We start from the raw sequence: 25759 nt of genomic DNA on the forward strand, positions 1-25759 counted from the left end.
TGATGCGATAATTTTGTGGCTTGGCCGGGGGAGCACTGCAGTCAGGCAAAAGTACAACAATGACAGCGCTGGGACAAATCGGGACTCAATCCGTTGGCAACTGAACTAGAACTCTCCGATTTTCTGAAAAACGTTGAAAAACGTGCCTTCAAACGCAGCGTTTATCACGTCAGGGACGAGGAGGCAGCGCTCGATATCGTCCAGGACAGCATGATGAAGCTGGCCCAGCATTACGGCGACAAGCCAGCGGCTGAGTTGCCGATGCTGTTTCAGCGCATCCTCTCCAACACCACCCTCGACTGGTTCCGGCGCCGCAAGACGCGCAACGCCCTGTTTTCCAACATGAGTGACTTCGAATCAGCCGGTGATGACGGTGATTTCGATTTGCTTGAAACTTTAGAGAGCTCCACCAACTCTGAAGGAACGGAAAGCGCCCAAGACGCCACGGAACGGGCACAGATCCTGCAAGAAATCGAGATAGAGATCAAGGAGCTGCCCGGCCGTCAACGAGAAGCCTTTCTGATGCGTTATTGGGAAGAAATGGATGTAGCTGAAACGGCTGCCGCCATGGGTTGTTCCGAGGGAAGCGTGAAAACGCACTGTTCGCGGGCTGTCCATGCGCTCAGCAAGGCTTTGGCCGCCAAGGGAATACAACTATGAATCACTCTCTGCAAAAACGTACCGAAATCCTTCAGGACCGCTATGGCCTGAAAACTGCCTCCTACCTTTCCGCCGCCGCCGCGGACCTGTCTTACGACGTTTCAGAGCGGCTGCGCGCCGCGCGGGCCCAGGCTGTGGCCGCGCGAAAGATAGCCCGCTTCCAGACTTCGCCTGTGACCGCAGGGCAAGGGGCGGGGCCTGTGCTGACTTGGGGCACAGACGAAGGATTCAGTTTGTGGAACCGTATTGGCTCCATCGTGCCGCTGATTGCGCTGGTGGTGGGGCTGCTTACCATCAACTCCCTGCAAACCGATAGTTTTGTCCAGGAACTGGCCGAGGTCGATTCGGCCTTGCTAACCGATGAACTGCCGCCCGACGCCTTTTCCGACCCCGGATTTGTGCAGTTTCTCAAAGCGACCCGTTAAGCCGGTGCCGTGACTGACAAAAACCAGGTCATGTCCCAGCCTCGCCACTGTTTTACCGTACGCGGGGTGCCGACCAGCATCAACGGAGCGGCATTGCCCGGATCGGGCGGAGCATGGGCGCCATACGGTTTGTTTCTCGGTTTTCTCGTCTTGGCGCTAGGCTTGAGCCTCGGCAACCTGGCGAAAGCCCAAACTCCACCGACCAAACCTGCGCCAGTGCCTGCTACCCAGGCGTCAGCCAGCAAAGTGGTGGTCGCCCAGTCCGTCTCCGGGCCAGCATGGACAGAATTGACGCCAGTTGAGCGCAACATCCTGCAGCCATTGGCAGCGAGCTGGAATGGCCTGAGTCAGGGCCACAAGCGCAAGTGGCTGCAGATGACAAAAAGCTACCCAACGCTCTCGACCGAAGAGCAGGTCAAAATGCAGGGCCGAATGAAGGAGTGGGTGGCGCTCAGCCCGCAGCAGCGGACCCTGGCCAGGCTGAACTTTGCAAAAACCAAGGAACTGTCCAAAGAGTTGACTGCCGAGGAAAAAAAGGCCAAATGGCAGGCCTACCAGGCGCTCAGTGAAGAGGAAAAACGCAAACTCGCCGCCAAAGCCCCGGCCAAGCCTGTGGGGGCTGCTGCCACCGCCAAACCCGTTGCGCCACAAAAGTTGGCCAGCGTGCCATCGCGTGCAGACAAGCCCAAGGGCAAACCAGCACCTAAAATAGCCGATGCCCAACCCGGTACCGGCCTGGGTGCAGCTGCAACGCCAGCTGCTGTGCCTGGCGCAACTACACCCCAGACTCCCTAGCTCACAAGTCTGTCAAAAGTGATAACTGGCCGCTTCGGGCGGTTTGGTGCGCGTCGGCGTTGTCATAACTGGCCGCCATACCTGCCGCTTCCATCCACGAAAAAAAAATTGATGCCTCCGGACTTTTCAGCCCTTCCCACCCCCTCACTGCGTCGCCGCATGGCCTGCTGGCTGTATGAGGGCATATTGATGTTCGGAGTGGTTTTCATTGCCGACTACCTCTTCAGCACCCTGAGCCAGACTCGCAATGCCATGGATAACCGCAACGCACAGCAGTCATTTCTGTTTGTGGTGTTCGGCATCTACTTTGTATGGTTCTGGGCCAAAGGCCAGACTCTGGCCATGAAAACCTGGAATATCCGCTTGACCGATCTCCAGGGGAACCCGGTCAGCCAGAAACGCGCCTTTGTCCGCTATACCCTGAGTTGGCTCTGGTTTCTGCCACCGTTGGCAGCCAGCTGGCTGCTGGCGCTGGATGTCAAGCAGGCGCTTGTCCTGGCGGGCGGATGGATTGCCATCTGGGCCATCCTCTCCCGCTTTCATCCTGACCGGCAGTTCTGGCATGACGCGCTTGCGGGAACGCGGCTGGTCAGTAGCCTGCAAGCAAGCATCTTGGCCCGCAAGGGCTGAAACTTCGGAACCGGCTCCGCCATGAAAACGGCACATCAAATTGCCACAGAGGTGCGGGACAATGCAGAAATGCCTCAGCCCTTGCCAGTCCCCATGATGCCGCCCTCCTTGAGCGCCCCCTCGCCCGTCGAGCCTCCCGTCAATCCGCAGAAAGACCGAAAAGGACTGAACCGCGTCGTCCACGCGCTCGGCTACTCCCTGGCCGGCCTGAAGGCTGGTTGGCACGAAACAGCCTTCCGGCAGGAGGCCATCGCGTCCATGGTGTTGATCCCCACCGCGTTCTGGCTGAGCCGCAGCTGGGTAGAAGCCGCATTGCTGGCAGGCTCGGTAATTCTTGTGATGATTGTTGAACTTCTCAATACCGGCATAGAAACCGCTATCGACCGTATCGGGCCGGAATGGCACGACCTGTCCAAACGCGCCAAGGACATGGGTAGCGCGGCCGTGTTGCTGAGCCTGCTGCTCTGCGGCGGTACTTGGGCCATGGCGCTTTTTCAACGCTTTTTCGCATGACGCCGGCTTTCTCAATCTGCGTCTACTGCGGCTCACGCCCGGGAATCGACCCCGTATTTGCCGAAACCGCGCGTCGCGTGGGCGAATGGATCGGCGAGCATGACGGCCAGTTAGTCTATGGCGGCGGGCGCAACGGCCTGATGGGCATCGTGGCCGATGCCACGCTCGCGGCTGGCGGGCGCGTGATTGGCGTCATTCCTAAGGCGCTGGTGGAAAAGGAATGGGCGCACACCGGGTGCACCGAATTGCACATCGTGGACACCATGCATGACCGCAAACGCATGATGGCCGAACACGCAGACGCATTCCTGTCACTGCCCGGCGGCATCGGCACCCTGGAAGAATTTTTTGAGGTCTGGACCTGGCGCCAGCTTGGCTACCATGCCAAACCGGTAGGCCTGCTCAACCTGGACGGTTATTACACCGAACTGCTGGCTTTTCTGACCTCATCGGTGAAAAGCGGCTTCATGAGCGACTGGCAGATGGAATTGATCCATGTGGACAGCGAGCCGGAGGCCCTGCTGCAGCAACTGGTGCAGCTCGCGGGCATGGCGCCCGAAGGTTTGCGGCTGGACCAGATTTAACGCACCCGCAGGCGCAGCGGCCCCCTCGGGGGGGCAGGAAGCTACACGAAGTGAGCGACCGTGGGGGCACACATCTAGACTGCCGCTTCGTCCTCTTCCCCGGTGCGGATGCGCACGACACGCTCCACGCTTGTGATGAAAATTTTCCCGTCGCCGATCTTGCCGGTACGGGCGGCGCGCACGATGGCGTCCACACAGCGCTCGACATCCTCGGTCTTGACCACCACTTCAACTTTGACCTTGGGCAGGAAGTCCACCACGTACTCGGCGCCGCGGTACAGCTCGGTGTGGCCCTTCTGGCGGCCGAAGCCCTTGACCTCCGTCACGGTCAGCCCGGTCACGCCGCATTCGGCCAGGGCTTCACGGACTTCTTCCAGCTTGAAAGGCTTGAGGACGGCGGTAATTTGTTTCACTGACTATCTCCGTTAGTTCTAAATATCATCAAAGCGTCGGGGGCATCCCCTCCCAAACCAGCAGGGGCCGCGGAACCGGCTTTGCCGGGCCGCAGGCGCAGCGCCCCCTCGGGGGGCAGCGCATTACACGAAGTGAAAAGCGTGAGGGCTCTATTTGTTAAATTTGCTGGTAATAGGATAGCGCCAATCCTTGCCGAAGCTTCGGTGGGTAACCCGAATACCCACCGGAGCCTGTCGCCGTTTGTATTCATTGATCTTGATGAGCCGCGTCACACGCTCGACCACCGCGCGGTCAAAACCCGCGGCGATGATGTTTTCCACGCTTTCGTCGTTTTCCATGTAGCGCTGCAAAATCGCGTCCAGCACCTCGTAGGGCGGCAGGCTGTCCTGGTCGGTCTGGTCGGCGCGCAGCTCGGCGCTAGGCGGCCGCGTGATGATGCGCTCCGGGATCGGGTTGCTGCCGGTGCCATAGGGATCATTCCGGTTGCGCCACTCGGCGAGGCGGAACACCGTGGTTTTCAGCAAATCCTTGATGACGGCGAAACCGCCGGCCATGTCGCCATAAAGCGTGCAGTACCCAGTGGCCATTTCGCTCTTGTTGCCGGTGGTCAGCACGATGGAGCCAAACTTGTTGGACAGCGCCATCAGGAACACCCCCCGGATACGCGCCTGGATGTTTTCTTCAGTCGTGTCTTCCGGCAAGCCCTTGAACTCCCCGGCCAGCGAGGCCTTGAAGGCTTCAAATTCCGGAATGATGGAGATCTCGTCGTAACGCACCTTCATGCGCGCCGCCATCTCGCGTGCGTCGATCCAGGAGATGTCAGCCGTGTAGGGCGAAGGCATCATGACGGTGCGCACCTTGTCGGCGCCCAACGCATCGACCGCAATGGCCAGCACCAACGCCGAATCGATGCCGCCGGACAGGCCCAGAATGGCGCCGGGGAAACCGTTTTTACCCAGGTAGTCGCGCACCCCCAGCACCAGGGCGTCCCACAGGTCGGCTTCGGGGCTGCGTTCGGGAACGCGATCTGCTACCAGTTTGATAGCTGCTGGCCCCCGCACCGCCTGGGCTACAAACAGATTTTCCTTGAAACTTTCAGCGCGGCCAGCCAGTGCCCCATCAGCTTGCAGGGCAAACGAATGGCCTTCAAAGACGATTTCGTCCTGACCGCCGACCAAATGCGCATAAACCATGGGCAGGCCGGTGGCCAGCACACGCTCGCGCATCATGAGCTCACGCTCGCCGCCCTTGCCCACATGAAAGGGCGAGGCGTTGATGACCGCCAGCAGCTCGGCACCGGCCTTCTTGGCCAGCCGCGCCGGCTCTTCGAACCAGGCGTCTTCGCAGATCAGCAGGCCGACCTTGACCGCCCCGGTGCCTTCGCCCGCCTCGAACACACAGACGCCCTGCCCCGGCGTGAAATAACGCCGCTCGTCGAACACTTGGTAGTTGGGCAATTCGCGCTTGGCATAGGTGTCGACGATGCGGCCTTCGCGAAGCACCCGCGCGGCGTTGTGCCGCTGCTGCACTTCCACGCTTTTGGTGCGCAGGGCCTTGCCGCTGTCGCCATGGGTGGGGGTGCCCACCACTACCGTGAGCCCTTTTAACCCGGCGAGTTCGCGGGCCACCAGATTCACGGCATCATCACAGGCCTGGATGAAAGAACGGCGCAGAAACAGGTCTTCGGCCGCGTAGCCGCAGATCGCCATCTCGGGCGTCAGCAGCAACCGCACGCCATCGGCATAGGCGGTGCGAGCGGCTTCGATGATTTTTTGCGCATTGCCCGGCATGTCGCCAACGCAATAGTTCAACTGAGCAACGCAGATTTTGAGAGTCATGAAAAAGAAAAATACGGTTGGTGCTTTGGCTGAAAACGATTATGTCATTCGTGTGCTGGACACGCCCGGCCAGGTCGATGCTGCCGACTGGAACGCCTTGCTCGCCTTGCAGGATCCGGCCGGCGGGCTGAACCCCTTCATGCGCCACGAGTACCTCGCCGCCATGTTCGAAAGCGGCAGCGCCACGCCGGCCACCGGATGGACGACACGTTTCGTCACGCTCTGGGAGGGCACGCAGCTGACAGGCGCCTGTGCCCTGTACCTCAAGGACCACTCCTACGGCGAATACGTGTTCGACCACGCCTGGGCCAACGCCTACCATCAGCACGGGCTGCCCTACTACCCCAAGGCGCTGGTGGCGCCGCCTTTCACACCCGTGCCCGGCCCACGCCTGCTGGCACGCGATGCCGCAACCCGCACGCTGCTGGTCCAGGCACTCGTGGCCTGGTGTGCGGAAGAAGGTCTGTCGTCGCTGCACCTGCTGTTTGCCAGTGATCCCGATGTAGCCGCGTGCGAGGAAGCCGGCCTGATGCTCCGGCACAACGTGCAGTTTCACTGGACTAACAGTGCCCCCACGCTCCCCACTACGTGTGGTTCGCTGCCCCCCGAGGGGGCGCTGCGCCTGCGGGCCGGCGAAGCCGGACCCGCGGCCCTGACTGAAAAAGACAGTGACTCTGGAGGCCACAGTTCTTCCCCCATTTCCTCGGCCAAACTCGGCCACACCCGCCTGTTTCGAAACTTCGACGACTTCCTGATGTCGCTGAACCAGGAGAAACGGAAAAAAATCCGCCAGGAACGGCGCAAGGTTCTTGATGCCGGCGTCCGCTTTCGCTGGTCACTGGGCGCAGATATCAGCAACGCGGACTGGGACTTTTTCTACAGCTGTTATGAGCGAACCTATTACGAACACGGCAACGCGCCCTACCTCAGCCGCGACTTCTTCCGGCGCATGCAGGACACCATGCCGGAGAACTGGCTGCTGTTCGTGGCGGAGCGCGAAGGCCACCCCATTGCTACGAGTTTGATAGCTGTCGGTGCAGGTGGAATAAGGGCCACAGCCAAAAAAGACCTTGAAAACAAGGAAAAAGTAGCCTACGGCCGCTACTGGGGCGCCACAGAGCGCGTGGACTGTCTGCACTTTGAAGCCTGCTATTACCAGCCCCTGCAGTGGTGCATCGAACACGGCTACCAGCGCTTTGAAGGCGGCGCTCAGGGTGAACACAAGATGGCCCGCGCCCTGCTGCCGGTGAAAACCACCAGTGCCCACTGGCTGGCGCATCCGGCGTTCTCCGACGCAGTCGAGCGTTTTCTGGAACGCGAGGGAGAAGGCATTGCGGGCTACATGGAAGAGCTGGAGCGCCGCAACCCTTTCCGGCAGGCCGGTGCCAAGCCGCCCCCAGACTCATCCGCTATGTAAATAGTAGCTATTGGCGCCCGTTTTTATTGGGCTGGATGCCAATTTGGCTTATATCCGGCGCTGTTTTAAGCTCTTACCCATGCTCGACCATCCAGCCGACCTCCCCCCTTCAGAAGCGCCTGTCGATGCACCCGCGCCCTTGGGCCGCCTGCACGCACGGCGCCTGCGCGAAATCTACCGCTCCGCCGGCTGGCCCTGCCAGGACGTGCTTGAAATTGAGCTGCTGGCCTGGGGCATGCTGGAGCGCATCGCGGGCCCGCTGGGTCATGAAACCCTGCGCGTCACTGATGCGGGCGTCAGCTATCTGGCCAGCACCTTGGTGCGTAACCGCTCGGCCTTGTCGGCGCATGAAGCGCTGGTCGAGCGCGTCGCCTGCGACATGGTGCGCGCCGGCCGCATCACCTGGCGCGACCTGAGCCTGAGGGCGCAACTGCCAGCGGCCGACGGGGAAAGCAAAGCACGCTGGTGCATCTCCAAGCCCGATGTCTTTTCGATCCGCAACACCTCGGTGGCCGCCTACGTGGACCCCATCGTCCACGAGATCAAGGTGCGCCGCTCCGACCTGCTGGGCGATCTGAGGCGCCCCGACAAGCGCGCCGCCTACCTCGACCTGGGCGGCGAGTGCTGGTATGTGCTGGGCTGCGATGCCAGGGGCCGGCCCATCGCCACCGCGGACGAAGTTCCGGCGGAATGTGGCGTGATGCAGATGGAGGGAACCCAGCTAACGGTTGTGCGCGCCGCCCCGCGCCGCACCCGGCAAGAACTGCCCTTTGGCGTCTGGGTGGCGCTGGCCAAGGCAACACCAGTTGCCGGCCTGCGGGACGACGAGCAAGGCCTGCTCGCCGATATTGAAAACATTGAATGCGGCGACACGGACGCCCCGGACAAAGGAACACCATGACAAGCAAACAAGACACTCCGGCCGGCGGCTACAAGGTCAACCTTCTCGAATGCCCCGGCCTCAGCCCGGCCGAACGCGCTGCCGCCGAGTTGCGTTTTCGCATGGCGCTTGAGTTCGCGCTGGGTGGGCCTGACGAAGTGTTACCCACCCTCAAAACCTACATGCTGGTCCAGTCGCTCAACGACGGGCTCCCTCTTGAGAAGGATTCGGAAGCTGAAGAGCAGATCATTGCCCTGTGGCAAAACGCCGAAGCAGACGCCATTCTGGCTGCGTCTCGACCGCTCGGGAAAGACATGGGCGACGCCCGCTTTGAAATCGTGCCGGTTTGAACCTCTCTTGGGCGCCTGACTGAACAGGGTTTGTTTCCTTCCGATAACGGATAACGCGCCCCGGCAAACCCTAGTGCCGTCAGCGGCCGGGCTCGGTTAACGTCTGCTCCATCAAAACCGCAAAACAATTCATGAAATCCCTGACCGGCCTGGACGCAACCTTTCTCTACCTTGAAACCCCCGAGATGCCCATGCACGTGGGTTCGCTCAATCTGTGCGAACTGCCTGCCGGTTTCAAGGGCAGCTTTCACAAGGCTGTGAAAGAGCACATCGGAAGGCGCATGCACCTTGCGCCTGTATTCAGCCGCAAGCTGGTGTTCATGCCGTTTGACTTGGGTCACCCGCTGTGGGTGGAGGCCGATGTGGTGGACATCGATTTTCATATACGGCGTGTGCCCTGCTCCGCGCAAAAGCCGATGACGCTGGCGCAAGCGCACACCATGGTGGCCAAGCTGCACAGTGAGTTGATTGACCGCGCCCACCCGCTGTGGGAGTTTTATGTCTTTGACGCAATCAAGCTGCCTTCGGGTGAACGCGTTGGTGGCTTTTTCTCGAAAATCCACCATGCGGCGCTGGACGGCAAAGGTGGCGTGATGCTGGCCAACGCGATGCTGGACATGGGGCCGGTGCCGCGCGAAGTCCCGCCGCCCGACCCGGCGCGGCGCGGCAAAACGGCGGCGGACCTGAAGATCGGCAAGATGATTGGCTCGGTGTTTTCTAACTCACTGGCCCAGGTGGCCAAGCTGGCCAAGTCCCTGCCCGCTGCAGCCGGCACCTTGGGCAGCACGCTGGCCAAACAGTCGATGCAAGGCGACGGTGGCCGGCCGAAGATGCCGATGAAGCTGGCGCCGAAAAGCCCGTTCAACACCGGCGTCACGCAGGGCCGTGTGTTTGTCGCGGCCAGCGTGCCATTGGCCGAATGCAAGGCCATGGGCAAGGCCGTCGGCGGCAGCTTCAACGACGTGGCGCTGTGGATCTGCTCCACCGCACTGCGCAGTTACTTGGCTAATCACGGCGGTGTACCAAGCAAATCGTTGGTCGCGGCCATGCCGGTGTCGCTGCGCGAAGCGGGCGCAAGCAATGCCGCCGAGCTGGGCAACCAGGTCAGCATGAGCCTGGTGGAGCTGGGCACTCACCTGGCCCATCCGCTCAAACGCATGAACGCCATCATGGCTTCCACCGCCAAGGTGAAGACATCGATGCAAAGCCTCAAGGGCCTCTTGCCAACGGACTACCCGTCACTGCTGGCACCCTGGCTGGTGGGCGGCGCGGCCAAGGCAGCGCTCAATGCCTACGGCAAAACCGGCCTGGCGAGCCGCCTGCCCATGGTGGCCAACCTTGCCATCTCCAACGTCCCGGGCCCACCGGTGGCCTTGTACCTGGCGGGTGCGCGCATTTTGAGTTTTCACCCGCTGTCCATCGTGCTGCACGGGCTGGCGCTGAACATCACTATTCAGACCTATGCGGGGCATGTCGACTTTGGCATCGTCGCCGGTAAAAAGGCCTTGCCGCAGGCGCAAGACCTGGCGCAGGCCATTGAAGACGCCTTCCAACAGGCGCAGGCCCTGCTGGGGGCTGCACCGGCAACTGCCGCATCACCTACGAGGCAGGCAAGCCCAGTGAAAACCCGTAAGACTACTGTCGCCTAAGAGACCCCACTAGAGAAGCCTCTCTCTACAAAAGCTACCCGCCACCCCAATACTGTTGCTGGTAAGAACAACAGAAAAACAAGCAATGCTCCCCACCATGGCACGACCGGAACCAAAGCAGTCAGCGCAAAAGCAGTCAAAAAACCAGCAGCAAGAGCTGCACGACGGACCGCCACCTAACGCCTGGCTGCTGGCGCTGGAGTTTCGCGCCATCTGGGAGTTTGGCGCGCTGTTGCCTGCCTGGCCCATGCTGGCCCGGGCACCGCGCGGCGACGGCCACGGTGTGGTGGTCTTCCCTGGCCTCTCAGCCAATGACGGCTCCACCATCCCATTACGCCGCTACCTGGACTCCCTGGGCTACCAGACCGGCGGATGGGAGCAAGGTTTTAATTTTGGCCCCCGTGCGGGGGTGCTGGAATCGGCCAGGGCCGGTGTCAAGCGTGCTTTTGACAGCAGCGGGCGCAAGGTCAGCTTGGTTGGCTGGAGCCTCGGGGGGGTGTATGCCCGTGAACTGGCCAAGGAGCTGCCGCACATGGTGCGCGGCGTCATTACGCTCGGGTCCCCGTTTGCCGGTTCACACAAGTCCACCAACGCCTGGCGCATTTACGAGTTGGCCAGCGGACGCAAGGTCGCTCGAGAAACAGAGAGCTACGACCTACCGACGGCACCACCGGTGCCGACCACCAGCATTTACTCCCGCAGCGACGGCATCGTGGCCTGGCAAGGCAGCGTGCAAAAACCTGCCTCCCACAATCCGCAAACCGAAAACATCGAGGTGGTGGCCAGCCATATCGGCCTGGGCGTGAACCCAAGCGCCTGGTGGGCTGTGGCCGACCGGCTGGCTCAGCCCGAAGGCCAGTGGCAGCCGTTTGACCGCCCAGGCTTGTTCGGGCTCAAGAGCTTTATCTACCCGGACCCACAGCGTCCGGCCTGAACGCGCGGCCCAGCAGGGCCAGCGCCGGCGGCAGCAGCAACCAGGTGCCCGAGCGCGGCATCAGCAAGAGCACCAGTCCCACCACGAGCAGCATGCCAGCGCCCATTGGCAAGGGCGGCGGAACATGCGCTTTCTCCAGACTGTCGACCAGTGCGCCTACCACCAACAGGAGCAGGCCTGCGATCAGGAACCAAGCGGCATGCCCGCGTGCTACATCACCGGCCACCACATCGAAAACGCCTGCCCCCAAGATATCGACCCAAGCGGCGTGGTGTTTAACCATTGCCACGGGCATGTGCACAACGCCGACGGCCATGATCCAGCGGCCTATCCATCTTTTCATTTCGCTTCCTTTCAATAGAAGCCGCCACTGTGCCCGCGTGACCACGCGCCGTCTTGAACGATTCCGGCATTCCGCTGCTGTACGATCCGGGAACATGCCGCCACCCGAGAACGACTTCGCTGCCACGGCCCGGGTCATCGCGCCGACTACACCACTCGCCTCGTGCGTGCGCGCCTATGTCATTCGCAACACCACGGGTCGCACACCGTTGCCGCCAGCACAGCGCCTGAACCGCTTTCCGGCTTCGCCGATGTGCAGCATCAGCTGGATCATCCAGGGCGAGGTGATGGCGCTGGAAACCGGGCTGCCCACACCACGAGCAGCATTGGGCGGACCGCAGACCCAGCCGCGCGTCAGCCAGAACCCGGGACCGGTACATGTCTTCATCGTGTTGTTCTTTCCGCAGGCCTTGCATGCGCTGACCGGGCTGGACATGTCACGCCAGGTTGACCGTTTCGTCGCGTTGGGCGACGTGCTCGATGGTCCCTGGCTCGCGCTGTCGCAGCAAGTCTTAGCCGCCGCGGACGACGCCACGCGCGTGGCCTTGATCGCGAACTTCCTGGAACCACGCTGGCAGGCAGCGCGCAGCGCCGGAGCGGCGCCCGGCAGCGTGCTGGGAGATTGGGTGAACAGCCTGGCGATCCATGTAGCGGCTTCGGGCTGGGGCCGTAGCGCGCGCAATATTGAGCGGCGCATCAAGATCTGGGCCGGCCAGCCCTTGCGCGTCCTGCGCCGCTACCGACGCGCCGAGCGATCCTTACTGGAAAGCCGCGCCGACCTGGAAGCGGGCACCGTCTCCTGGGCGGAGGCGGCCGCCCAGGGCGGGTATGCCGACCAGCCGCACCTGAGCCGCGAGGTGCGCGCCATCACCGGCCTGCCGCCGGGCGAACTGGCGCGGCGCATCAGGGACGACGAAAGCTACTGGGTCTACCAGATCTGGTCTTGAGCTTGGCGGCTCAAGCCTTCTTGGCCTGTTCCCGGTTGTAGTTGGCGATGCCGTCGGTGATTTCCTTGTGGGCCGATTCCGTGCCTTCCCAGCCGTTGATCTTGACCCACTTGCCTTCTTCCAGATCTTTGTAGTGCTCGAAGAAGTGCGCAATAGTTTTCAGGCGCAGCGGGTTCATGTCTTCAGGCTTTTGCCACTGGGTGTACAGCGAGCATTTCTTGTCGACGGGAACCGCCAACACCTTGCCGTCTTCGCCGGCTTCGTCGGTCATCTTCAAAATACCGATGGCGCGGCAGGTGACGACCACGCCGGGAATCAATGGCACCGGCGTGATCACCAGCACATCCACCGGATCACCGTCACCGCTCAAGGTTTTGGGCACATAACCGTAGTTGGTCGGGTAGTGCATGGAGGTGCTCATGAAGCGGTCGACAAAAATGGCGCCGGATTCCTTGTCTACTTCGTACTTCACCGGGTCGGCGTTCATCGGAATTTCGATGATGACGTTGAAAGCTTCGGGGGCGTTTTTGCCGGGGGTAACTTTATCGAGGGACATGGTCTCTTTGTGTTGAAGTAATGAAAAAAGTAAAAGGATCAGTTGGTATTTACCCTCATTTTACTGATTCACACCTGACGCTTCGCCAAGTTGTCACGTTTTGGCGTTAAATTTCAAAGGTTGGCCAATCGTCTCCACGCATGTTGAGAGCAACGAGGAAGCAACGCAGCGGGGGCACCGCTAGCGTGGCGCCCCCTCCAAGCGAAAAACAACGTAGGAGATTTCTCTATGACAGGCAACTCAGCGCTCATTCTTGCGCTCATTTGCGGACTGGTCGCCGTAGCTTACGGTTTCTGGGCCCGCAGCTGGATTCTTTCCCAGGACGCCGGCAACCCGCGCATGCAGGAGATCGCAGCCGCGATCCAGACCGGCGCCGCCGCCTACCTGGCGCGCCAATACAAAACCATTGCCATCGTCGGCGTCGTGCTGGCGATCCTGATCGGCATTTTCCTGGACGTACCCAGCGCTATCGGTTTTGTGGTCGGCGCCGTGCTTTCCGGCGCCTGCGGCTTCATTGGCATGAATGTCTCGGTGCGCGCCAACGTGCGCACCGCGCAGGCCGCCACCAAAGGCATTGGCCCCGCGCTTGACGTCGCTTTCCGCGGCGGCGCCATCACTGGCATGCTGGTGGTCGGCCTGGGCCTGCTGGGCGTCACGGCGTTCTACTGGTTCCTCGTCGGCAACGGCAACTACAAGCCCGACAGCAACCTGGCCGCCTTGCTGAACCCGCTGATCGGTTTTGCCTTCGGCTCCTCGCTGATCTCCATCTTCGCCCGTCTGGGCGGCGGCATTTTCACCAAGGGCGCTGACGTCGGCGCCGATCTGGTGGGCAAGGTCGAGGCCGGTATTCCGGAAGACGACCCACGCAACCCGGCCGTGATTGCCGACAACGTGGGCGACAACGTCGGCGACTGCGCCGGCATGGCTGCCGACCTGTTTGAGACCTACGCCGTCACGCTGATTGCCACCATGGTTCTGGGCGCCCTGCTCGTCACCAACGCCGGCACCAGCGCGGTGGTGTACCCACTCGCGCTCGGCGCGGTGTCCATCATCGCGTCCATCATCGGCTGCTTCTTCGTGAAGGCCTCGCCCGGCATGACCAACGTGATGCCAGCGCTGTACAAAGGCCTGGCCGTCGCCGGCGGCCTGTCGCTGATCGCGTTTTACTTCGTCACCACCTGGCTGATCCCCGACAACGCCATCAAGGCCGCTGGTTCGCAGATGGCCCTGTTCGGCGCCTGCGCCGTTGGCCTGGTGTTGACTGGCGCGTTGGTCTGGATCACCGAGTACTACACCGGCACGCAGTACGCACCGGTCAAGCACATTGCCCAGGCATCAACCACCGGGCACGGCACCAACATCATTGCCGGCCTCGGCGTCTCCATGCGCTCGACCGCCTGGCCGGTGATTTTTGTGTGTATCGCGATCTGGGTTTCGTTCTACCTCGCCGGTCTGTACGGCATCGCGATTGCGGCCACATCCATGCTGAGCATGGCCGGTATCGTGGTGGCACTGGACGCTTACGGCCCCATCACCGACAACGCCGGCGGTATCGCTGAAATGGCAGACATGCCGGCCAGCGTTCGCGACATCACCGACCCGCTGGACGCCGTGGGCAACACCACCAAGGCCGTGACCAAGGGTTACGCCATCGGTTCCGCCGGCCTGGCTGCGCTGGTGCTGTTTGCCGACTACACCCACAAGCTCGAAGCCTACGGCCGGGCCATCACCTTCGACCTGAGCAACCCGATGGTTATCATTGGCCTCTTCATCGGCGGCCTGATTCCCTACCTCTTCGGCGCCATGGCAATGGAAGCCGTGGGCCGCGCAGCCGGTGCAGTGGTGGTTGAAGTACGCCGCCAGTTCCGCGACATCAAGGGCATCATGGACGGCACGGGCAAGCCCGAGTACGACACCGCCGTCGACATGCTGACCACCGCGGCCATCAAGGAAATGATGATCCCCTCGCTGCTGCCTGTGGTGGTGCCGATTCTTGTCGGCCTGCTGCTGGGGCCCGCAGCGCTGGGCGGCCTGCTGATGGGCACCATCGTGACAGGTCTTTTCGTGGCGATCTCGATGTGCACCGGTGGCGGCGCCTGGGACAACGCCAAAAAGTACATTGAAGACGGCAACCACGGCGGCAAGGGTTCCGAGACGCACAAAGCCGCTGTGACCGGTGACACCGTGGGCGACCCCTACAAGGACACGGCCGGCCCGGCCATCAACCCGCTGATCAAGATCATCAATATCGTGGCGCTGCTGATCGTGCCGCTGATGATGAAGTTCCACGGCGGCACCGCCAATGCAGCACCGGCCACCCCTGTGGCAGCCCCCGCTGCGATGAGCGCACCGGCCGCACCTGTGGCAACACCCGTGGCACCGGCCATGCCCGCACCGGCGCCCACCCAGGCGCCGGCGGCAGCGGCTACGCCGACGCCAGCCACCAAATAAAAGAAGAAAAAGCCACGCTTTACTTCGGCCCGCTTCGGCGGGCCTTTTTTATGGCTGCGGCCCGGCCAACACGGCACGCACCAGCGCGCTGCACGCGGGTGTGAGCGTGGCCAGCTCTGCAGTACGGTTGCCCTCGATGGCCTGCAGCACCAGTTCATTGATGCCGCCCACCACCGCCATGGCCATGGCCGCTGTCAGCGACTCGTCCTGCGGGCTGTGCTGGTGGCCGGCGTGAACGACCTGCACCACAAAGTCGGCCAGTTCCTGGTTCATGCGGCGCCGTACCTGCAGGCCTTCAGCGCCAAGGCCGAGGATTTCAATAAAAAGGGTACGCAGCAACGCCGGGTTGCTGGCCAGGCAGCCCAGGTAGGCATTCAGCGCGCGGTCGACCTGCGTCTCCCAGTCGCGGCTGGGATCAATGGCTTCCTTCAGCACCTTGAACGCCCCATGGCTGGAGGCCACATAAAGCGCAATCAGGCAGTCTTTCTTGGTGGCAAAACATTCGTAGAAGGTGCGCTTGGAAACGCCGGCTTCACGCACGATGTCTGCCACCGTAGTGTCGGCGTAGCCCTTCAGGGCCACGCTGTACGCCATGCCTTCAAGCAGGCGGGAGCGGTAGGCGGTGACGGGATCGCGGTCCAGGGACGCGACTTCAGGCGGTATTGGGTCGGTGCGCATTGTTAAAACCATATCACCCCTTGGAACCTGGTATGAATACTTGTTGGTACTTGACAGTACCACAAGCTCACCCTATAGTCAGCCCATGGTACCCTCCGGTACCAAACTATCGACCGGAGAAGACATGAGCGAACTTGTGGTGCGCCGCCTGCTGATTGACCTTGAAACGCCGTTGCCGCGCCATTGGTGCGAAGGCGATACGTTTCGCACGGCCTTTTTCAATGCGCTCTCGATGAGTTTTCCGGTCGGTGAACAGTTTTTCATTGATTCTGTGCGCAACGGCCTGAAAGCCCTGCCCGCCGAATTGCAGGACAAGTACAAAGCGGAAGTCCAGGGTTTCATCGGCCAGGAAGCCACCCACCGCCGGATTCACAGCCTGTTCAATGGGCACCTCGAAAAGCAGGGCCTGGTCAACGACTGGGCGCCCCGCGCCGAGCGCAACATGCAGTTGCTTGCCGACACCAATCCGCTTCATGCACTGGCAATCACCGCCGCCAACGAACATTTCACCGCGATTCTTGCCGAGTGGATGCTGCGCAACCATGACATGCTCGACGGCTGCGAGCCGCGCCTGAAAACCATGTGGCTGTGGCATTGCGCCGAAGAGTCGGAGCATAAAAATACGGCCTTCGATGTGTACACCGCGCTCGGCGGAAGCCACGAGTGGCGCATCAAGTGGTTCCGCCGAATCACCACCGTGTTCTTGACCGACACCTTGCGCCAGACCGTCAACAACCTGCATCACGACGGTACCTTGTGGCAATGGCGCACATGGAAAAGCGCGGCCGCTTTCCTTTTTGGCCAGCGCGGCCTGGTGCGCCAGACCTTCAAGCCCTGGCGCGAATACCTGCGTGAAGGCTTCCACCCCGACCAGCAGGCCAGCGAGCTGTCGGCACGTTGGCTGACAGACAACATCAAAGCGTATACCGCTGTCGGCGCTGCAACCTGAATTGCCACGCTTCGAAGGCGGTTTTATCTGCTATCTATTTTGTAGCATGCCGCGCCCGTTAAATAAGGGCTGAGCCCCGATTGGGCCTGACATCCGGTCGCGGGCGTGTTTTCACGCAAAATCGCAGGCATGCAACTCAATTACATTGCCAACGCGTCGGTTCGCTCCTCTTCGGGGAAAACGATTCCGGTCATCGATCCCTCTGACGGCCAAGCCTTTGACGAGATCCAGCGCAGCAATGCGCAGGACATTGACCACGCCGTTCAGGCCGCGCATGACTGCATGGACACGGTCTGGCGCAAGATCACCGCCGCCGAGCGTGGCCGGTTGCTGATGCGGCTGGCGGAGAAGGTCGAGCAGCATGCAGACGAGCTCGCGATGATCGAGCAGCGCGACTGCGGCAAGCCCACCAAGCAGGCCAAGGCCGACGCCGCTGCGCTGGTGCGTTACTTCGAGTTTTATGCCGGCGCCTGCGACAAGCTGCATGGCGAGACCCTGCCCTACCTGGACGGCTACAGCGTGATGACCTGGCGCGAGCCGCACGGCGTGACCGGCCACATCATTCCGTGGAACTACCCGATGCAGATTTTCGGCCGCAGCGTGGGCGGCGCACTGGCCGCCGGCAATGTCTGCGTGGTCAAGCCGGCCGAAGACGCCTGCCTGTCGCTGATCCGCGTGGCGCAGCTCGCAGCCGAAGCCGGCTTTCCGGCCGGCGCCATCAACATCGTCACCGGTTACGGCCATGAAGTCGGCGACGCTCTCGCGCGCCACAAGGGCATTCACCACATCAGCTTCACCGGCAGCCCCAAGATTGGAACTTTGATCCAGCAGGTCGCGGCCGAACGCCACTGCCCGGTTACGCTGGAGCTGGGCGGCAAAAGCCCGCAGATCGTGTTTGCCGACGCTGACCTCGACGCTGCCATCCCGGCCGTCATCAATGCCATCGTGCAAAACGCCGGCCAGACCTGCTCGGCCGGCTCCCGCCTGCTGGTAGACGAGATGATTTACGAGCCGCTGCTGGAGCGCCTGGGCCAGGCCTTCGAACGGCTGCGCGTCGGCCCCGCCACGATGGACCTGGACGTCGGTCCGCTGATCCGCCAGACGCAGCAGCAGCGCGTCTGGGACTTCCTGAGCGACGCGCAGGTGGCAGGCATACCGATGGTCGCGCAGGGCGAGATCGTCGACGAAGCGCCAGACACCGGCTTTTACCAGGCACCCACGCTGCTGCGCGATGTGCCGGTGATGCACCGCCTGGCGCAGGAAGAAGTGTTTGGCCCGGTGCTTTGCGCCATGAGTTTCAGGGACGAAAACCACGCCGTCGAACTCGCCAACGCCACCCAGTTCGGCCTGGTGGCCGGCATCTGGACCCGTGACGGCTCACGCCAGTTCCGCATGGCTAAACGCGTTCAGAGCGGCCAGGTCTTCATCAACAACTACGGCGCCGGCGGCGGCGTCGAACTGCCCTTCGGCGGCGTCAAGTCGTCGGGCTATGGGCGGGAGAAAGGCTTTGAGGCGCTGTATGGCTTCACCACGCTGAAGACGGTGGCCATCAAACACGGCTAGAGCCTAAGGAAATTTCTTCGCATCAAAGAGGGAGGTTTTTGCGCCCCCGCGCTCCTCCCCTGCTACCCCAACACATCCTTGAGCGCAACCTCATAAAGGCCCGTCAGTTTGTCCATGACTTCCAGCAGGCGTTCGCTGGCCGTGGCGACATTTCTCAGCCCCGATTCATCCGGTTTGTTGCGCAAGGCCGCTTCAAAGAAAACCCATTGCTGCTCGCCAAGGGTGAGTTCGCTGCGGATGTTTGCGGTGGTAATGGGTAGCTTGGCCAAGCTGGAAAGGGTCGATTTGAACTCCGCTGCATCGGCATTCATTTGCTGCGGGGTGCTTGTTTCTCCCAGTTTGGCTGCAACCAGAAAATAGTTTTTCGCCAGCCGCTGGGACAACATGCGCTGGCGCCCTACTGTGTTGAGCAATCTCGCAGAGCCGGCCGCGGAAAGTTTTTCAATCGTCTCGGTGGTGGTATTTGCGGTGATCAAAAACTTGTCCACCTGCAGGGCCACGGCCCTGACCGATTCGTGGGTAGGCGGCATGGTGAGAAGGCTGTTGAGAACATCAACATGCTTCTGAATAACGCCGAGCAGGGCTGCAATATCCGCAGGCCAGGGACCCGTATTCAGGCCTTTGGCCAGTTCCTCTCCGCCTGCGGCAACCATGTGACGGGCTGACACCAGGACATCGCGAGCCAACGCCGGCTGCACATTGAGGTACAACTGACAATAGGCTTTGGCAATACGCTGCGACAACGCACGGAACCGCGCCGTGCGGTTGATGGCACTGGCAAGCGCCATCTGGGCCTGGGCCGACGAATGAAAAATGGACATCAGCATCATGGCGGCGGCCCCCCGAACCACGGCGCGGCGATTTGCCCTGTGGCCCCGATAGCATGGTGTGACGTGCATAAGCAATAATCCGGATTGGTTGAACTTGCCGCAAGTATTGCGCTGCAACATGCCGCTGACTGTGACGAGCATCAACAAACGGTTGAAGACTCCGGGCAAATGTGCCCGGCGCGGAACCAGAGCCCCAATGCGTCGCAGCGCCACAAGAAACCCCACACTTTGCAAGGAATACACGTCATGCGCCTGAAGGACAAATCCATCATCGTCACCGGTTCCGGCGGCGGCATCGGCGAAGGCATTGCGAAGCGGCTGGCCGCTGAAGGCGCCAGCGTCATCGTCAACGACATCAACACAGCGCAGGGCGAAAAGGTCGTCGCCGAGATCATCAAGGCCGGTGGCACCGCATCCTTCTTCTGGGCCGACGTAACAAAAACGGCTGAAGTCAAGGCACTGGTCGCCGCAGCCGTGCAGCGTTACGGCAAGCTCGACGTGATGGTCAACAACGCCGGTTGGACACATCGCAACCAGCCCGCGCTGGAAACCACCGAAGAAGAGTTCGACCGCTGCTACGCGATCAACGTCAAAAGCATTTACCTCTCGACCATCCACGCCACGCCGGTATTCCGCGCCCAGGGCGGCGGCGGCTTCATCAACATCGCCTCGACCGCCGGCGTGCGACCGCGTCCTGGCCTGACCTGGTACAACGGCTCCAAGGGCGCCGTCATCACCACGTCGAAATCGCTGGCGGCCGAGCTCGGCCCGGACAACATCCGCGTGAACTGCATCAACCCGGTGTTCAATCCGGACACGGCACTCTCCACCCAGTTTGCCGGTGGCACGGTCACCGGCCCCGAAGGAGAAGCGCGCCGCGCGAAATTCCTGGCCAGCATTCCGCTCGGACGCTTTTCGACTGCGCTCGACGTTGCCAACGCCGCGCTTTACCTGGCCAGCGACGAAGCGGCTTTCATCAGCGGCGTGTGCATCGAGGTAGATGGAGCGCGCTGTGTCTGAACCACCTTGGCTGGCCACAGGGTGCTCCGGGTGGGGTCAAAGTCCTGAAGCTCGCGGCCAAAGCACCTGATGGAGTAAATTCTCCCTTGGGCCCCTACCAATGACCGACAAAATCATCCCCATCGCAGACATCCGCTACGCCGCGCGCGTGCCGCATATTCCTGCGCAGTTGCTGGCGCCCACCGGCCTGCTGGCCGACACGCTGGCGCGGCCGCTGCGCGACCTGCGCATCAGTGTGACTGACCGCTGCAACTTCCGCTGCAGCTACTGCATGCCCAGCGAGGTCTTCAACAAGGACTATGCCTTTTTGCCGCAGAGCTCGCTGCTCAGTTTTGAAGAGATCACGCGCCTCACGAAGATTTTTGTGGCCCACGGCGTCGAGAAAATCCGTCTCACCGGCGGCGAGCCCCTGCTGCGCAAACACCTCGAAGTGCTGATCGAGATGCTGGCCCAGCTCAAGACACCCCAAGGCCAGCCGCTCGACATCACGCTGACCACCAACGGCTCCCTGCTGGTCAAAAAGGCCCAGGCGCTGAAAGATGCCGGCCTGCAGCGCGTCACCGTGAGCCTGGACGGGCTGGACGACGCGGTGTTCCGGCGCATGAACGATGTGGATTTTCCGGTCGCCGATGTCCTCAAGGGCATTGAGGTGGCCAACAAGGTGGGCCTGGCACCGATCAAGGTCAACATGGTGGTCAAGCGCGGCACCAACGATGCCGAGATCCTGCCCATGGCCCGGCACTTCCGCAATTCGGGCACGGTGCTGCGTTTTATTGAATACATGGACGTCGGTGCCACCAATGGCTGGCGCATGGACGAGGTGATGCCTTCGGCCCAGGTGATTGAACGCCTGCAGCAGGAATTCCCCCTTGAAGCCATCGACGCCAATTACCTCGGGGAGACGGCTGAACGCTGGCGTTATGCAGACGGCGCGGGAGAAATCGGCGTGATCAGCAGCGTCACCAAAGCTTTTTGCGGCGACTGCAACCGGGCCCGGCTCTCGACAGAAGGCAAGTTGTTCTTGTGCCTGTTCGCCAGCCAAGGCCACGATTTGCGTGCGCTGCTGCGCGACGGCAAGTATTCGGATGAGCAGATTTCCAGCGCGGTCGCCCACATCTGGCACCGCCGCGATGACCGTTATTCGGAACTGCGCGCCGCGCTGCCCCCGGACGCGTCAGTGCCCGGCAGCGACGGTGGCAAACGCGTCGAGATGAGCTACATAGGCGGCTAGAAGTATGGCCCCCACGCTTGTCGCTTCGCGTACTGCGCTGCCCCCCGAGGGGGCCGCTGCGCCTGCGGCCCGGCAAAGCCGGTTCCGCGGCCCTGGCTTGAAGGGGATGTCCGTCGCACTGCTATTCGCCACGAAAACTGGAAACCCATGATAGATACGATAGACGGCGCGGAAATCACCGGCGTGATCCTCGCGGGCGGACGCGGCTCGCGCATGGGCGGCGCCGACAAGGGCCTGCAGAATTTCAACGGCGTGCCGCTGGCGCTGCACACGCTGCTGCGGCTGCAGCCCCAGGTCGGCGAAGTGATGATCAATGCGAACCGCAACCTCGCTGCCTATGAATCCTTTGGCGTGCCGGTCTGGCCCGATGCGGCCGGCCTTGGTGAATTCTCTGGCCCTCTGGCTGGTTTCCTGACCGGCATGGAACGCTGTGAAACCCCTTACCTGCTGACGGTGCCCTGCGACACGCCGCTGTTCAGCGAGGACCTGGTCGCCCGCCTGGCGCAAGCGCTGGCGCACGAGGAGGCCGACATTGCCGTGGTGGCAGCGCCCGAGGAAGACGGTCAGCTGCGCGCGCAGCCGGTGTTCTGCCTGCTGCGCACCCGCCTGCTTGAAAGCCTGATGTTGTTCACCACCGGCGGCGGGCGCAAGATCGATGCGTGGACGGCGCAGCACAAGACCGTGCAGGTGCCTTTCAACCTGCCGAGCGACGACCCGCGCGCTTTCTTCAATGCCAACACGCTGGCGGAACTTCACCAGCTCGAAGCCCTGCGCCCGTGAAAAGCATCGCCCAGATAGCCGCCGAGCTGCAAGGCTACGACCCGCAGGCCCTGCCTGCTGCCGACGTTCTGCGCTTTTTATCGCAGCTCGTCGAGCCGGTGCAGGACGTCCTGGAGCTGCCGCTGTTCGAAGCCTTGGGCCGGGTGCTGGCTGCCGATGTGGTCTCGCCTTTTGACGTGCCACCACATGACAACTCGGCCATGGATGGTTATGCCTTCGGTGGCAGCCAGCTCGCGGCTGGCACGGCATTGACATTCAAGGTAGTGGGAACAGCCCTCGCTGGCAAAGCCTGGCAAGGCACGGTGCAAAACGGCGAGTGCGTGAAGATCATGACCGGCGCCATCATGCCGGCCGGACTGGACACCGTGGTGCCGCAGGAATTCGTCAGCGTCCAGGCGGACACCATCACCCTGCCCGCCAAACTCCTGCAGCCCGGCGACAACCGCCGGCGGCGCGGCGAAGACCTCATGCAGGGCCGCTCCGCGCTATTGAAAGGTGAGCTTCTCACGCCCGCGCGCCTTGGGCTGGCGGCCTCTTTGGGCCTCAAAACCGTGCGTACCTGGCGGCCGCTGCGGGTGGCCTACTTTTCCACCGGCGATGAAATCCTCTCGCTGGGCGAGCCTCCGCGCGAAGGCGCGGTGTACGACAGCAACCGCTACACCGTGTTCGGTATGCTCAAACGCCTGGGCTGCGAGGTGATCGACCTGGGCGCGGTGCGCGACGACCCGGCGCTGCTGGAAGCGGCGTTCACCAACGCAGCCGCGCGGGCCGATGCGATCATCACCTCGGGTGGCGTGAGTGTGGGCGAAGCCGACTACACCAAGGCCATGATGAAAAAGCTTGGCGATGTGGCTTTCTGGAAAATTGCCATGCGTCCAGGCCGCCCTATGGCTGTGGGGCGAATTTCTCAAGGCAAATCGGCCTCCAGCCTAGTAGATACGGGCGCTGTCAGCTCCCAAAACAATAGCAGTTCCCCTGCCGCCATCCTGTTCGGATTGCCCGGCAACCCGGTCGCGGTGATGGTGACTTTCCTCGCCTTTGTACGCCCTGCACTGCTGCAGATGATGGGCTGCTACACCACACCGGCACCCCTGCTCAAGGCGCGCAGCCTCGAGCCCATCCGCAAGAAGCCGGGCCGCACCGAATACCAGCGCGGCACGGTCAGCAGCGCTGCCGACGGCTCGCTGCAAGTCAAGACCACCGGCAACCAGGGCTCGGGTGTGCTCAGCTCCATGGCCCAGGCCAATGGCCTGATCGTGCTGCACCATGGCCAGGGCAATGTGGCCCCCGGCGACGAGGTGGATGTGATGATGTTTGAGGGTGTCCTGTGAACCCGCGCACCTGACCAGCACACGTCCATCGACATTGGCGCCGCATCAGGAGAACTCATGTATTCCATACTGCCCGCCATCGTATCGGCCCTGTTTCTGGCTTACGGGCTGTACGTGGTTGCGGAAAAAGGCTTTACCCGCGTCAGCACCAGTTTTTTCATTCTCTGCATCACCACTGTCTTCTGGCAGGCCACCTGGGCGGTGTTGTTCCAGGTTCAGGACCCGCAATGGGCGGGCATCCTCGTCAAGTCCGGCTACCTGCTGATACTTTTCCTGCCAACCAGCCTCTACCAGTTCCTGACCGAAATCTCCGGCCGCAAGGGCGAGCGCCGCTTTGTCGTCACGTCCTACGCCATCGCCGCTGTCCTGGGCATCCTGGACCTGACCACCCCCTGGATCGTCAATGGCTACTACGACTACTTCTTCGGCTACTACCCGAAGGCCGGACCCCTCCACCCCCTGCATGTATTGCAGACCGTCGTGGTGGTGACGCGGGGCCTGTACATCACCTTCCGGCAGCAGCAGGTCGCACCGCCGGGTCAGCGCCAGCAGTTGCGCCTGTGTATTACCAGCGTGTTCATCTATTTTTTTGCGGCGGTGGACTACCTGTGCAATTACGGCGTGGAGTTCTACCCGCCCGGTGTCGTGTTCATCGCGATCAGCCTGGGCTTGATCGCCGTCGCCGTGATGAAGTACGACCTGATGAGCCCGGTGGTGATTGCCGCCAGCGTGGCCCACGAAATGCGCACGCCACTGGCCACCATCCGCCTGCAGGCCGAAGCTCTGGCGCAATTCCTTCCGGAGTTGCACAAGGGTTATGAGCTGGCAGTGGCGCACGGGCTGTGCGAGTCCACGTTCAGCCCCGGGGCAGCGCAGAAAATGGCCGACCTGTCGCAGGCCATCCGGCACCAGGTAGACCGCTCCAACGCGGTAATCGACATGATGCTGGCCTCGGCCCGGATGGAACAGATAGACACCCGCACCTTCGGGCGTCAACGGGCCAGCGAATGCGTGGCAGAAGCACTGGAGGCCTATCCGTTTGCCAAAGGGGAACGCGAGCGGGTCAGCGTGCATATCGTGGAAGACTTCGAGTTCCACGGCTCCAGCCCGCTGTTTGTTTTTGTGCTGTTCAATCTGCTGAAAAATTCGCTGTATGCCCTGAAGGTGGCAGGCAAGGGCTCGATCACCCTCACCCTCGCCGCCGGTACGCCGATGCACACCTTGAGCTTTGTCGATACCGGCACCGGCATCTCGGCCGCGACCCTGCCGAAAATTTTCGACACCTTCTTCACCACCAAGAATTCGGCGGGGGCCGGCATCGGCCTGGCTTTTTGCAGGCGCGTCATCACATCCTTCGGCGGCAGGATGCGCTGCGAATCCGTCGAGGGGCAATACACCCTTTTTGCCATGGAATTCCCGGCCTGTATGCCGGCATCCGGACCACGCAGCACGCGCCCGGGGGTACTTGCTGCGTGACGCGGCGGCGGCTTCTCAGTTTCTGATGGCGGCGGTGGGCAACTCGTACTCCTTCACCTTGCGCAGGATGTCTTCCGGCAGCCGCTGGATGCGTTTGTCGTGGCTGGCAAACACCACCTGCTGGTAGCCGGTAGAGACCACGCTGCCACTCACCATGAACTGGAACAGCAGGTAAAACGAACACTGCTTGACCTCGAAGGTGTTGAGCTGGCAATCCACCTCCTGGAACGGAAAGGTCTCGTGCACATACTCCTGGTGGGCGCACTTGGTGATGAACACGCCGGCCTTTTGCAGCATGTCGGCCGAAATACACCGGTGAAACCAGCGCTCGCGGCACACGCCCTGCCACTCGAAGTAGCGTGAAAAATAGGTGTTGGCATAGGCATTCGAATCCTTGAGGTAGATGTCGATGGTGTGGTGGAAGGTCTTTGAAGCTTCCACCAGCAGCTGCGGCAGCGGCGCGGATTTCGGCTGAAGCTGAACCTGTCGGGCAGTTTGTTTGAGCAACATGATTTT

General features: G+C 61.9%; 27 protein-coding genes. 20 read left to right on the forward strand and 7 right to left on the reverse strand.

Annotation, left to right across the window (positions count from 1 at the left end; translation table 11 throughout):
• The first annotated feature begins 93 nt into the window (after positions 1-93).
• The 6 genes from B0B52_RS15190 (at position 94) to B0B52_RS15215 (ending at position 3607) form a co-directional block, all read left to right on the forward strand.
• A complete protein-coding gene (locus B0B52_RS15190) occupies positions 94-660 on the forward strand; it encodes an RNA polymerase sigma factor (protein ID WP_077594486.1) in 567 nt (188 codons plus the stop codon).
• Positions 657-1085, forward strand: coding sequence for a DUF3619 family protein (locus tag B0B52_RS15195; protein WP_077594487.1), 429 nt, complete (start codon positions 657-659; stop codon positions 1083-1085). The genes B0B52_RS15190 and B0B52_RS15195 overlap by 4 nt, the downstream gene beginning before the upstream one ends.
• Before the next feature lie 30 nt (positions 1086-1115).
• Positions 1116-1880 (forward strand): DUF3106 domain-containing protein, encoded by a 765-nt coding sequence (locus B0B52_RS15200; RefSeq protein WP_077594550.1) that lies wholly within the window; start codon positions 1116-1118, stop codon positions 1878-1880.
• Between the two features lie 111 nt (positions 1881-1991).
• Positions 1992-2510 (forward strand): RDD family protein, encoded by a 519-nt coding sequence (locus tag B0B52_RS15205; RefSeq protein ID WP_077594488.1) that lies wholly within the window; start codon positions 1992-1994, stop codon positions 2508-2510.
• Between the two features lie 96 nt (positions 2511-2606).
• Entirely contained in the window at positions 2607-3023 is a 417-nt protein-coding gene (locus B0B52_RS15210; protein WP_139351966.1) for a diacylglycerol kinase, read from the forward strand.
• On the forward strand, positions 3020-3607 hold the full coding sequence (locus tag B0B52_RS15215) for a TIGR00730 family Rossman fold protein (protein WP_077594489.1): 588 nt from the start codon (positions 3020-3022) through the stop codon (positions 3605-3607). The genes B0B52_RS15210 and B0B52_RS15215 overlap by 4 nt, the downstream gene beginning before the upstream one ends.
• Positions 3608-3681: 74 nt before the next feature.
• Here B0B52_RS15215 and B0B52_RS15220 read toward each other — a convergent pair whose 3' ends face one another.
• Together B0B52_RS15220 and B0B52_RS15230 are read right to left on the reverse strand one after the other, a co-directional pair.
• The gene (locus B0B52_RS15220; protein ID WP_007869659.1) at positions 3682-4020 is read right to left on the reverse strand and encodes a P-II family nitrogen regulator; all 339 of its coding nucleotides are present in this window, start codon (positions 4018-4020) and stop codon (positions 3682-3684) included.
• Positions 4021-4170: 150 nt separating this feature from the next.
• The gene (locus B0B52_RS15230) at positions 4171-5859 is read right to left on the reverse strand and encodes an NAD+ synthase (RefSeq protein WP_077594491.1); all 1689 of its coding nucleotides are present in this window, start codon (positions 5857-5859) and stop codon (positions 4171-4173) included.
• On the opposite strand from B0B52_RS15230, the gene B0B52_RS15235 reads away from it, so the two are divergent.
• The 5 genes from B0B52_RS15235 to B0B52_RS15255 all read left to right on the forward strand — a co-directional run bounded on the left by B0B52_RS15235 (position 5858) and on the right by B0B52_RS15255 (position 11089).
• Positions 5858-7276: a GNAT family N-acetyltransferase gene (locus B0B52_RS15235; protein WP_077594492.1), complete on the forward strand. Its 1419-nt coding sequence runs from the start codon at positions 5858-5860 to the stop codon at positions 7274-7276. The genes B0B52_RS15230 and B0B52_RS15235 overlap by 2 nt on opposite strands.
• 79 nt (positions 7277-7355) lie before the next feature.
• On the forward strand, positions 7356-8177 hold the full coding sequence (locus B0B52_RS15240; protein WP_077594493.1) for a hypothetical protein: 822 nt from the start codon (positions 7356-7358) through the stop codon (positions 8175-8177).
• Positions 8174-8506: a hypothetical protein gene (locus B0B52_RS15245; RefSeq protein WP_077594494.1), complete on the forward strand. Its 333-nt coding sequence runs from the start codon at positions 8174-8176 to the stop codon at positions 8504-8506. The genes B0B52_RS15240 and B0B52_RS15245 overlap by 4 nt, the downstream gene beginning before the upstream one ends.
• A 131-nt stretch (positions 8507-8637) precedes the next feature.
• Positions 8638-10155: a wax ester/triacylglycerol synthase family O-acyltransferase gene (locus B0B52_RS15250; protein WP_077594495.1), complete on the forward strand. Its 1518-nt coding sequence runs from the start codon at positions 8638-8640 to the stop codon at positions 10153-10155.
• 97 nt (positions 10156-10252) lie between these two features.
• Entirely contained in the window at positions 10253-11089 is an 837-nt protein-coding gene (locus B0B52_RS15255; protein ID WP_254425721.1) for an alpha/beta hydrolase, read from the forward strand.
• On the opposite strand, the gene B0B52_RS15260 is transcribed toward B0B52_RS15255, so the two are convergent.
• Positions 11058-11432, reverse strand: coding sequence for a DUF6463 family protein (locus tag B0B52_RS15260; RefSeq protein WP_077594496.1), 375 nt, complete (start codon positions 11430-11432; stop codon positions 11058-11060). The genes B0B52_RS15255 and B0B52_RS15260 overlap by 32 nt on opposite strands.
• A 94-nt stretch (positions 11433-11526) precedes the next feature.
• Here B0B52_RS15260 and B0B52_RS15265 point away from each other — a divergent pair, with 94 nt between their 5' ends.
• Entirely contained in the window at positions 11527-12378 is an 852-nt protein-coding gene (locus B0B52_RS15265) for an AraC family transcriptional regulator (protein WP_077594497.1), read from the forward strand.
• A gap of 10 nt (positions 12379-12388) precedes the next feature.
• Here B0B52_RS15265 and ppa read toward each other — a convergent pair whose 3' ends face one another.
• On the reverse strand, positions 12389-12934 hold the full coding sequence (gene ppa, locus B0B52_RS15270; protein WP_077594498.1) for an inorganic diphosphatase: 546 nt from the start codon (positions 12932-12934) through the stop codon (positions 12389-12391).
• Positions 12935-13162: 228 nt separating this feature from the next.
• Here ppa and B0B52_RS15275 point away from each other — a divergent pair, with 228 nt between their 5' ends.
• A complete protein-coding gene (locus B0B52_RS15275) occupies positions 13163-15385 on the forward strand; it encodes a sodium-translocating pyrophosphatase (RefSeq protein ID WP_077594499.1) in 2223 nt (740 codons plus the stop codon).
• A 48-nt stretch (positions 15386-15433) separates the two neighbouring features.
• Here B0B52_RS15275 and B0B52_RS15280 read toward each other — a convergent pair whose 3' ends face one another.
• On the reverse strand, positions 15434-16063 hold the full coding sequence (locus B0B52_RS15280; RefSeq protein WP_174575500.1) for a TetR/AcrR family transcriptional regulator: 630 nt from the start codon (positions 16061-16063) through the stop codon (positions 15434-15436).
• A 124-nt stretch (positions 16064-16187) separates the two neighbouring features.
• Between B0B52_RS15280 and B0B52_RS15285 the strand changes: the two genes are divergently transcribed.
• Positions 16188-17012 (forward strand): metal-dependent hydrolase, encoded by an 825-nt coding sequence (locus B0B52_RS15285; RefSeq protein ID WP_077594500.1) that lies wholly within the window; start codon positions 16188-16190, stop codon positions 17010-17012.
• 129 nt (positions 17013-17141) lie between these two features.
• On the forward strand, positions 17142-18575 hold the full coding sequence (locus tag B0B52_RS15290; protein ID WP_077594501.1) for an aldehyde dehydrogenase family protein: 1434 nt from the start codon (positions 17142-17144) through the stop codon (positions 18573-18575).
• 62 nt (positions 18576-18637) lie between these two features.
• Here the strand turns inward: B0B52_RS15290 and B0B52_RS15295 are convergent, their stop codons facing one another.
• A complete protein-coding gene (locus B0B52_RS15295; protein ID WP_254425722.1) occupies positions 18638-19396 on the reverse strand; it encodes a type IV pili methyl-accepting chemotaxis transducer N-terminal domain-containing protein in 759 nt (252 codons plus the stop codon).
• 255 nt (positions 19397-19651) lie between these two features.
• Here B0B52_RS15295 and B0B52_RS15300 point away from each other — a divergent pair, with 255 nt between their 5' ends.
• The 5 genes from B0B52_RS15300 (at position 19652) to B0B52_RS15320 (ending at position 25243) form a co-directional block, all read left to right on the forward strand.
• Positions 19652-20425 carry an SDR family oxidoreductase gene (locus B0B52_RS15300; RefSeq protein ID WP_077594502.1) on the forward strand — a complete coding sequence of 258 codons (774 nt, stop codon included), beginning with the start codon at positions 19652-19654 and terminating at the stop codon, positions 20423-20425.
• Between the two features lie 100 nt (positions 20426-20525).
• Positions 20526-21656, forward strand: coding sequence for a GTP 3',8-cyclase MoaA (moaA, locus tag B0B52_RS15305; protein WP_077594503.1), 1131 nt, complete (start codon positions 20526-20528; stop codon positions 21654-21656).
• 147 nt (positions 21657-21803) lie between these two features.
• Positions 21804-22436 carry a molybdenum cofactor guanylyltransferase MobA gene (gene mobA / locus B0B52_RS15310; protein WP_077594504.1) on the forward strand — a complete coding sequence of 211 codons (633 nt, stop codon included), beginning with the start codon at positions 21804-21806 and terminating at the stop codon, positions 22434-22436.
• Complete coding sequence (gene glp / locus B0B52_RS15315; RefSeq protein WP_077594505.1) at positions 22433-23767, forward strand: gephyrin-like molybdotransferase Glp; 1335 nt, start codon at positions 22433-22435, stop codon at positions 23765-23767. Before mobA ends, glp begins: the two co-directional genes overlap by 4 nt.
• Positions 23768-23824: 57 nt before the next feature.
• A complete protein-coding gene (locus tag B0B52_RS15320) occupies positions 23825-25243 on the forward strand; it encodes a sensor histidine kinase (protein ID WP_077594506.1) in 1419 nt (472 codons plus the stop codon).
• Positions 25244-25258: 15 nt separating this feature from the next.
• Here the strand turns inward: B0B52_RS15320 and B0B52_RS15325 are convergent, their stop codons facing one another.
• Positions 25259-25753: a thioesterase family protein gene (locus B0B52_RS15325; RefSeq protein WP_077594507.1), complete on the reverse strand. Its 495-nt coding sequence runs from the start codon at positions 25751-25753 to the stop codon at positions 25259-25261.
• Between the last annotated feature and the right edge of the window lie 6 nt (positions 25754-25759).

The sequence above is a fragment of the Polaromonas sp. A23 genome, from assembly GCF_002001015.1.
Lineage (GTDB): Bacteria > Pseudomonadota > Gammaproteobacteria > Burkholderiales > Burkholderiaceae_C > Polaromonas.

Excerpts from the sequence above, each read along its gene's own strand:
- B0B52_RS15195 (WP_077594487.1), top strand. The coding sequence starts at position 657 with ATGAATCACTCTCTGCAAAAACGTACCGAAATCCTTCAGGACCGCTAT.
- B0B52_RS15200 (WP_077594550.1), top strand. The coding sequence starts at position 1,116 with ATGTCCCAGCCTCGCCACTGTTTTACCGTACGCGGGGTGCCGACCAGC.
- B0B52_RS15205 (WP_077594488.1), top strand. The coding sequence starts at position 1,992 with ATGCCTCCGGACTTTTCAGCCCTTCCCACCCCCTCACTGCGTCGCCGC.
- B0B52_RS15210 (WP_139351966.1), top strand. The coding sequence starts at position 2,607 with ATGCCGCCCTCCTTGAGCGCCCCCTCGCCCGTCGAGCCTCCCGTCAAT.
- B0B52_RS15215 (WP_077594489.1), top strand. The coding sequence starts at position 3,020 with ATGACGCCGGCTTTCTCAATCTGCGTCTACTGCGGCTCACGCCCGGGA.
- B0B52_RS15235 (WP_077594492.1), top strand. The coding sequence starts at position 5,858 with ATGAAAAAGAAAAATACGGTTGGTGCTTTGGCTGAAAACGATTATGTC.
- B0B52_RS15230 (WP_077594491.1), bottom strand. The coding sequence starts at position 5,859 with ATGACTCTCAAAATCTGCGTTGCTCAGTTGAACTATTGCGTTGGCGAC.
- B0B52_RS15240 (WP_077594493.1), top strand. The coding sequence starts at position 7,356 with ATGCTCGACCATCCAGCCGACCTCCCCCCTTCAGAAGCGCCTGTCGAT.
- B0B52_RS15245 (WP_077594494.1), top strand. The coding sequence starts at position 8,174 with ATGACAAGCAAACAAGACACTCCGGCCGGCGGCTACAAGGTCAACCTT.
- B0B52_RS15250 (WP_077594495.1), top strand. The coding sequence starts at position 8,638 with ATGAAATCCCTGACCGGCCTGGACGCAACCTTTCTCTACCTTGAAACC.
- B0B52_RS15255 (WP_254425721.1), top strand. The coding sequence starts at position 10,253 with ATGGCACGACCGGAACCAAAGCAGTCAGCGCAAAAGCAGTCAAAAAAC.
- B0B52_RS15260 (WP_077594496.1), bottom strand. The coding sequence starts at position 11,432 with ATGAAAAGATGGATAGGCCGCTGGATCATGGCCGTCGGCGTTGTGCAC.
- B0B52_RS15265 (WP_077594497.1), top strand. The coding sequence starts at position 11,527 with ATGCCGCCACCCGAGAACGACTTCGCTGCCACGGCCCGGGTCATCGCG.
- ppa (WP_077594498.1), bottom strand. The coding sequence starts at position 12,934 with ATGTCCCTCGATAAAGTTACCCCCGGCAAAAACGCCCCCGAAGCTTTC.
- B0B52_RS15275 (WP_077594499.1), top strand. The coding sequence starts at position 13,163 with ATGACAGGCAACTCAGCGCTCATTCTTGCGCTCATTTGCGGACTGGTC.
- B0B52_RS15280 (WP_174575500.1), bottom strand. The coding sequence starts at position 16,063 with ATGCGCACCGACCCAATACCGCCTGAAGTCGCGTCCCTGGACCGCGAT.
- B0B52_RS15285 (WP_077594500.1), top strand. The coding sequence starts at position 16,188 with ATGAGCGAACTTGTGGTGCGCCGCCTGCTGATTGACCTTGAAACGCCG.
- B0B52_RS15290 (WP_077594501.1), top strand. The coding sequence starts at position 17,142 with ATGCAACTCAATTACATTGCCAACGCGTCGGTTCGCTCCTCTTCGGGG.
- B0B52_RS15295 (WP_254425722.1), bottom strand. The coding sequence starts at position 19,396 with ATGTCCATTTTTCATTCGTCGGCCCAGGCCCAGATGGCGCTTGCCAGT.
- B0B52_RS15300 (WP_077594502.1), top strand. The coding sequence starts at position 19,652 with ATGCGCCTGAAGGACAAATCCATCATCGTCACCGGTTCCGGCGGCGGC.
- moaA (WP_077594503.1), top strand. The coding sequence starts at position 20,526 with ATGACCGACAAAATCATCCCCATCGCAGACATCCGCTACGCCGCGCGC.
- mobA (WP_077594504.1), top strand. The coding sequence starts at position 21,804 with ATGATAGATACGATAGACGGCGCGGAAATCACCGGCGTGATCCTCGCG.
- B0B52_RS15320 (WP_077594506.1), top strand. The coding sequence starts at position 23,825 with ATGTATTCCATACTGCCCGCCATCGTATCGGCCCTGTTTCTGGCTTAC.
- B0B52_RS15325 (WP_077594507.1), bottom strand. The coding sequence starts at position 25,753 with ATGTTGCTCAAACAAACTGCCCGACAGGTTCAGCTTCAGCCGAAATCC.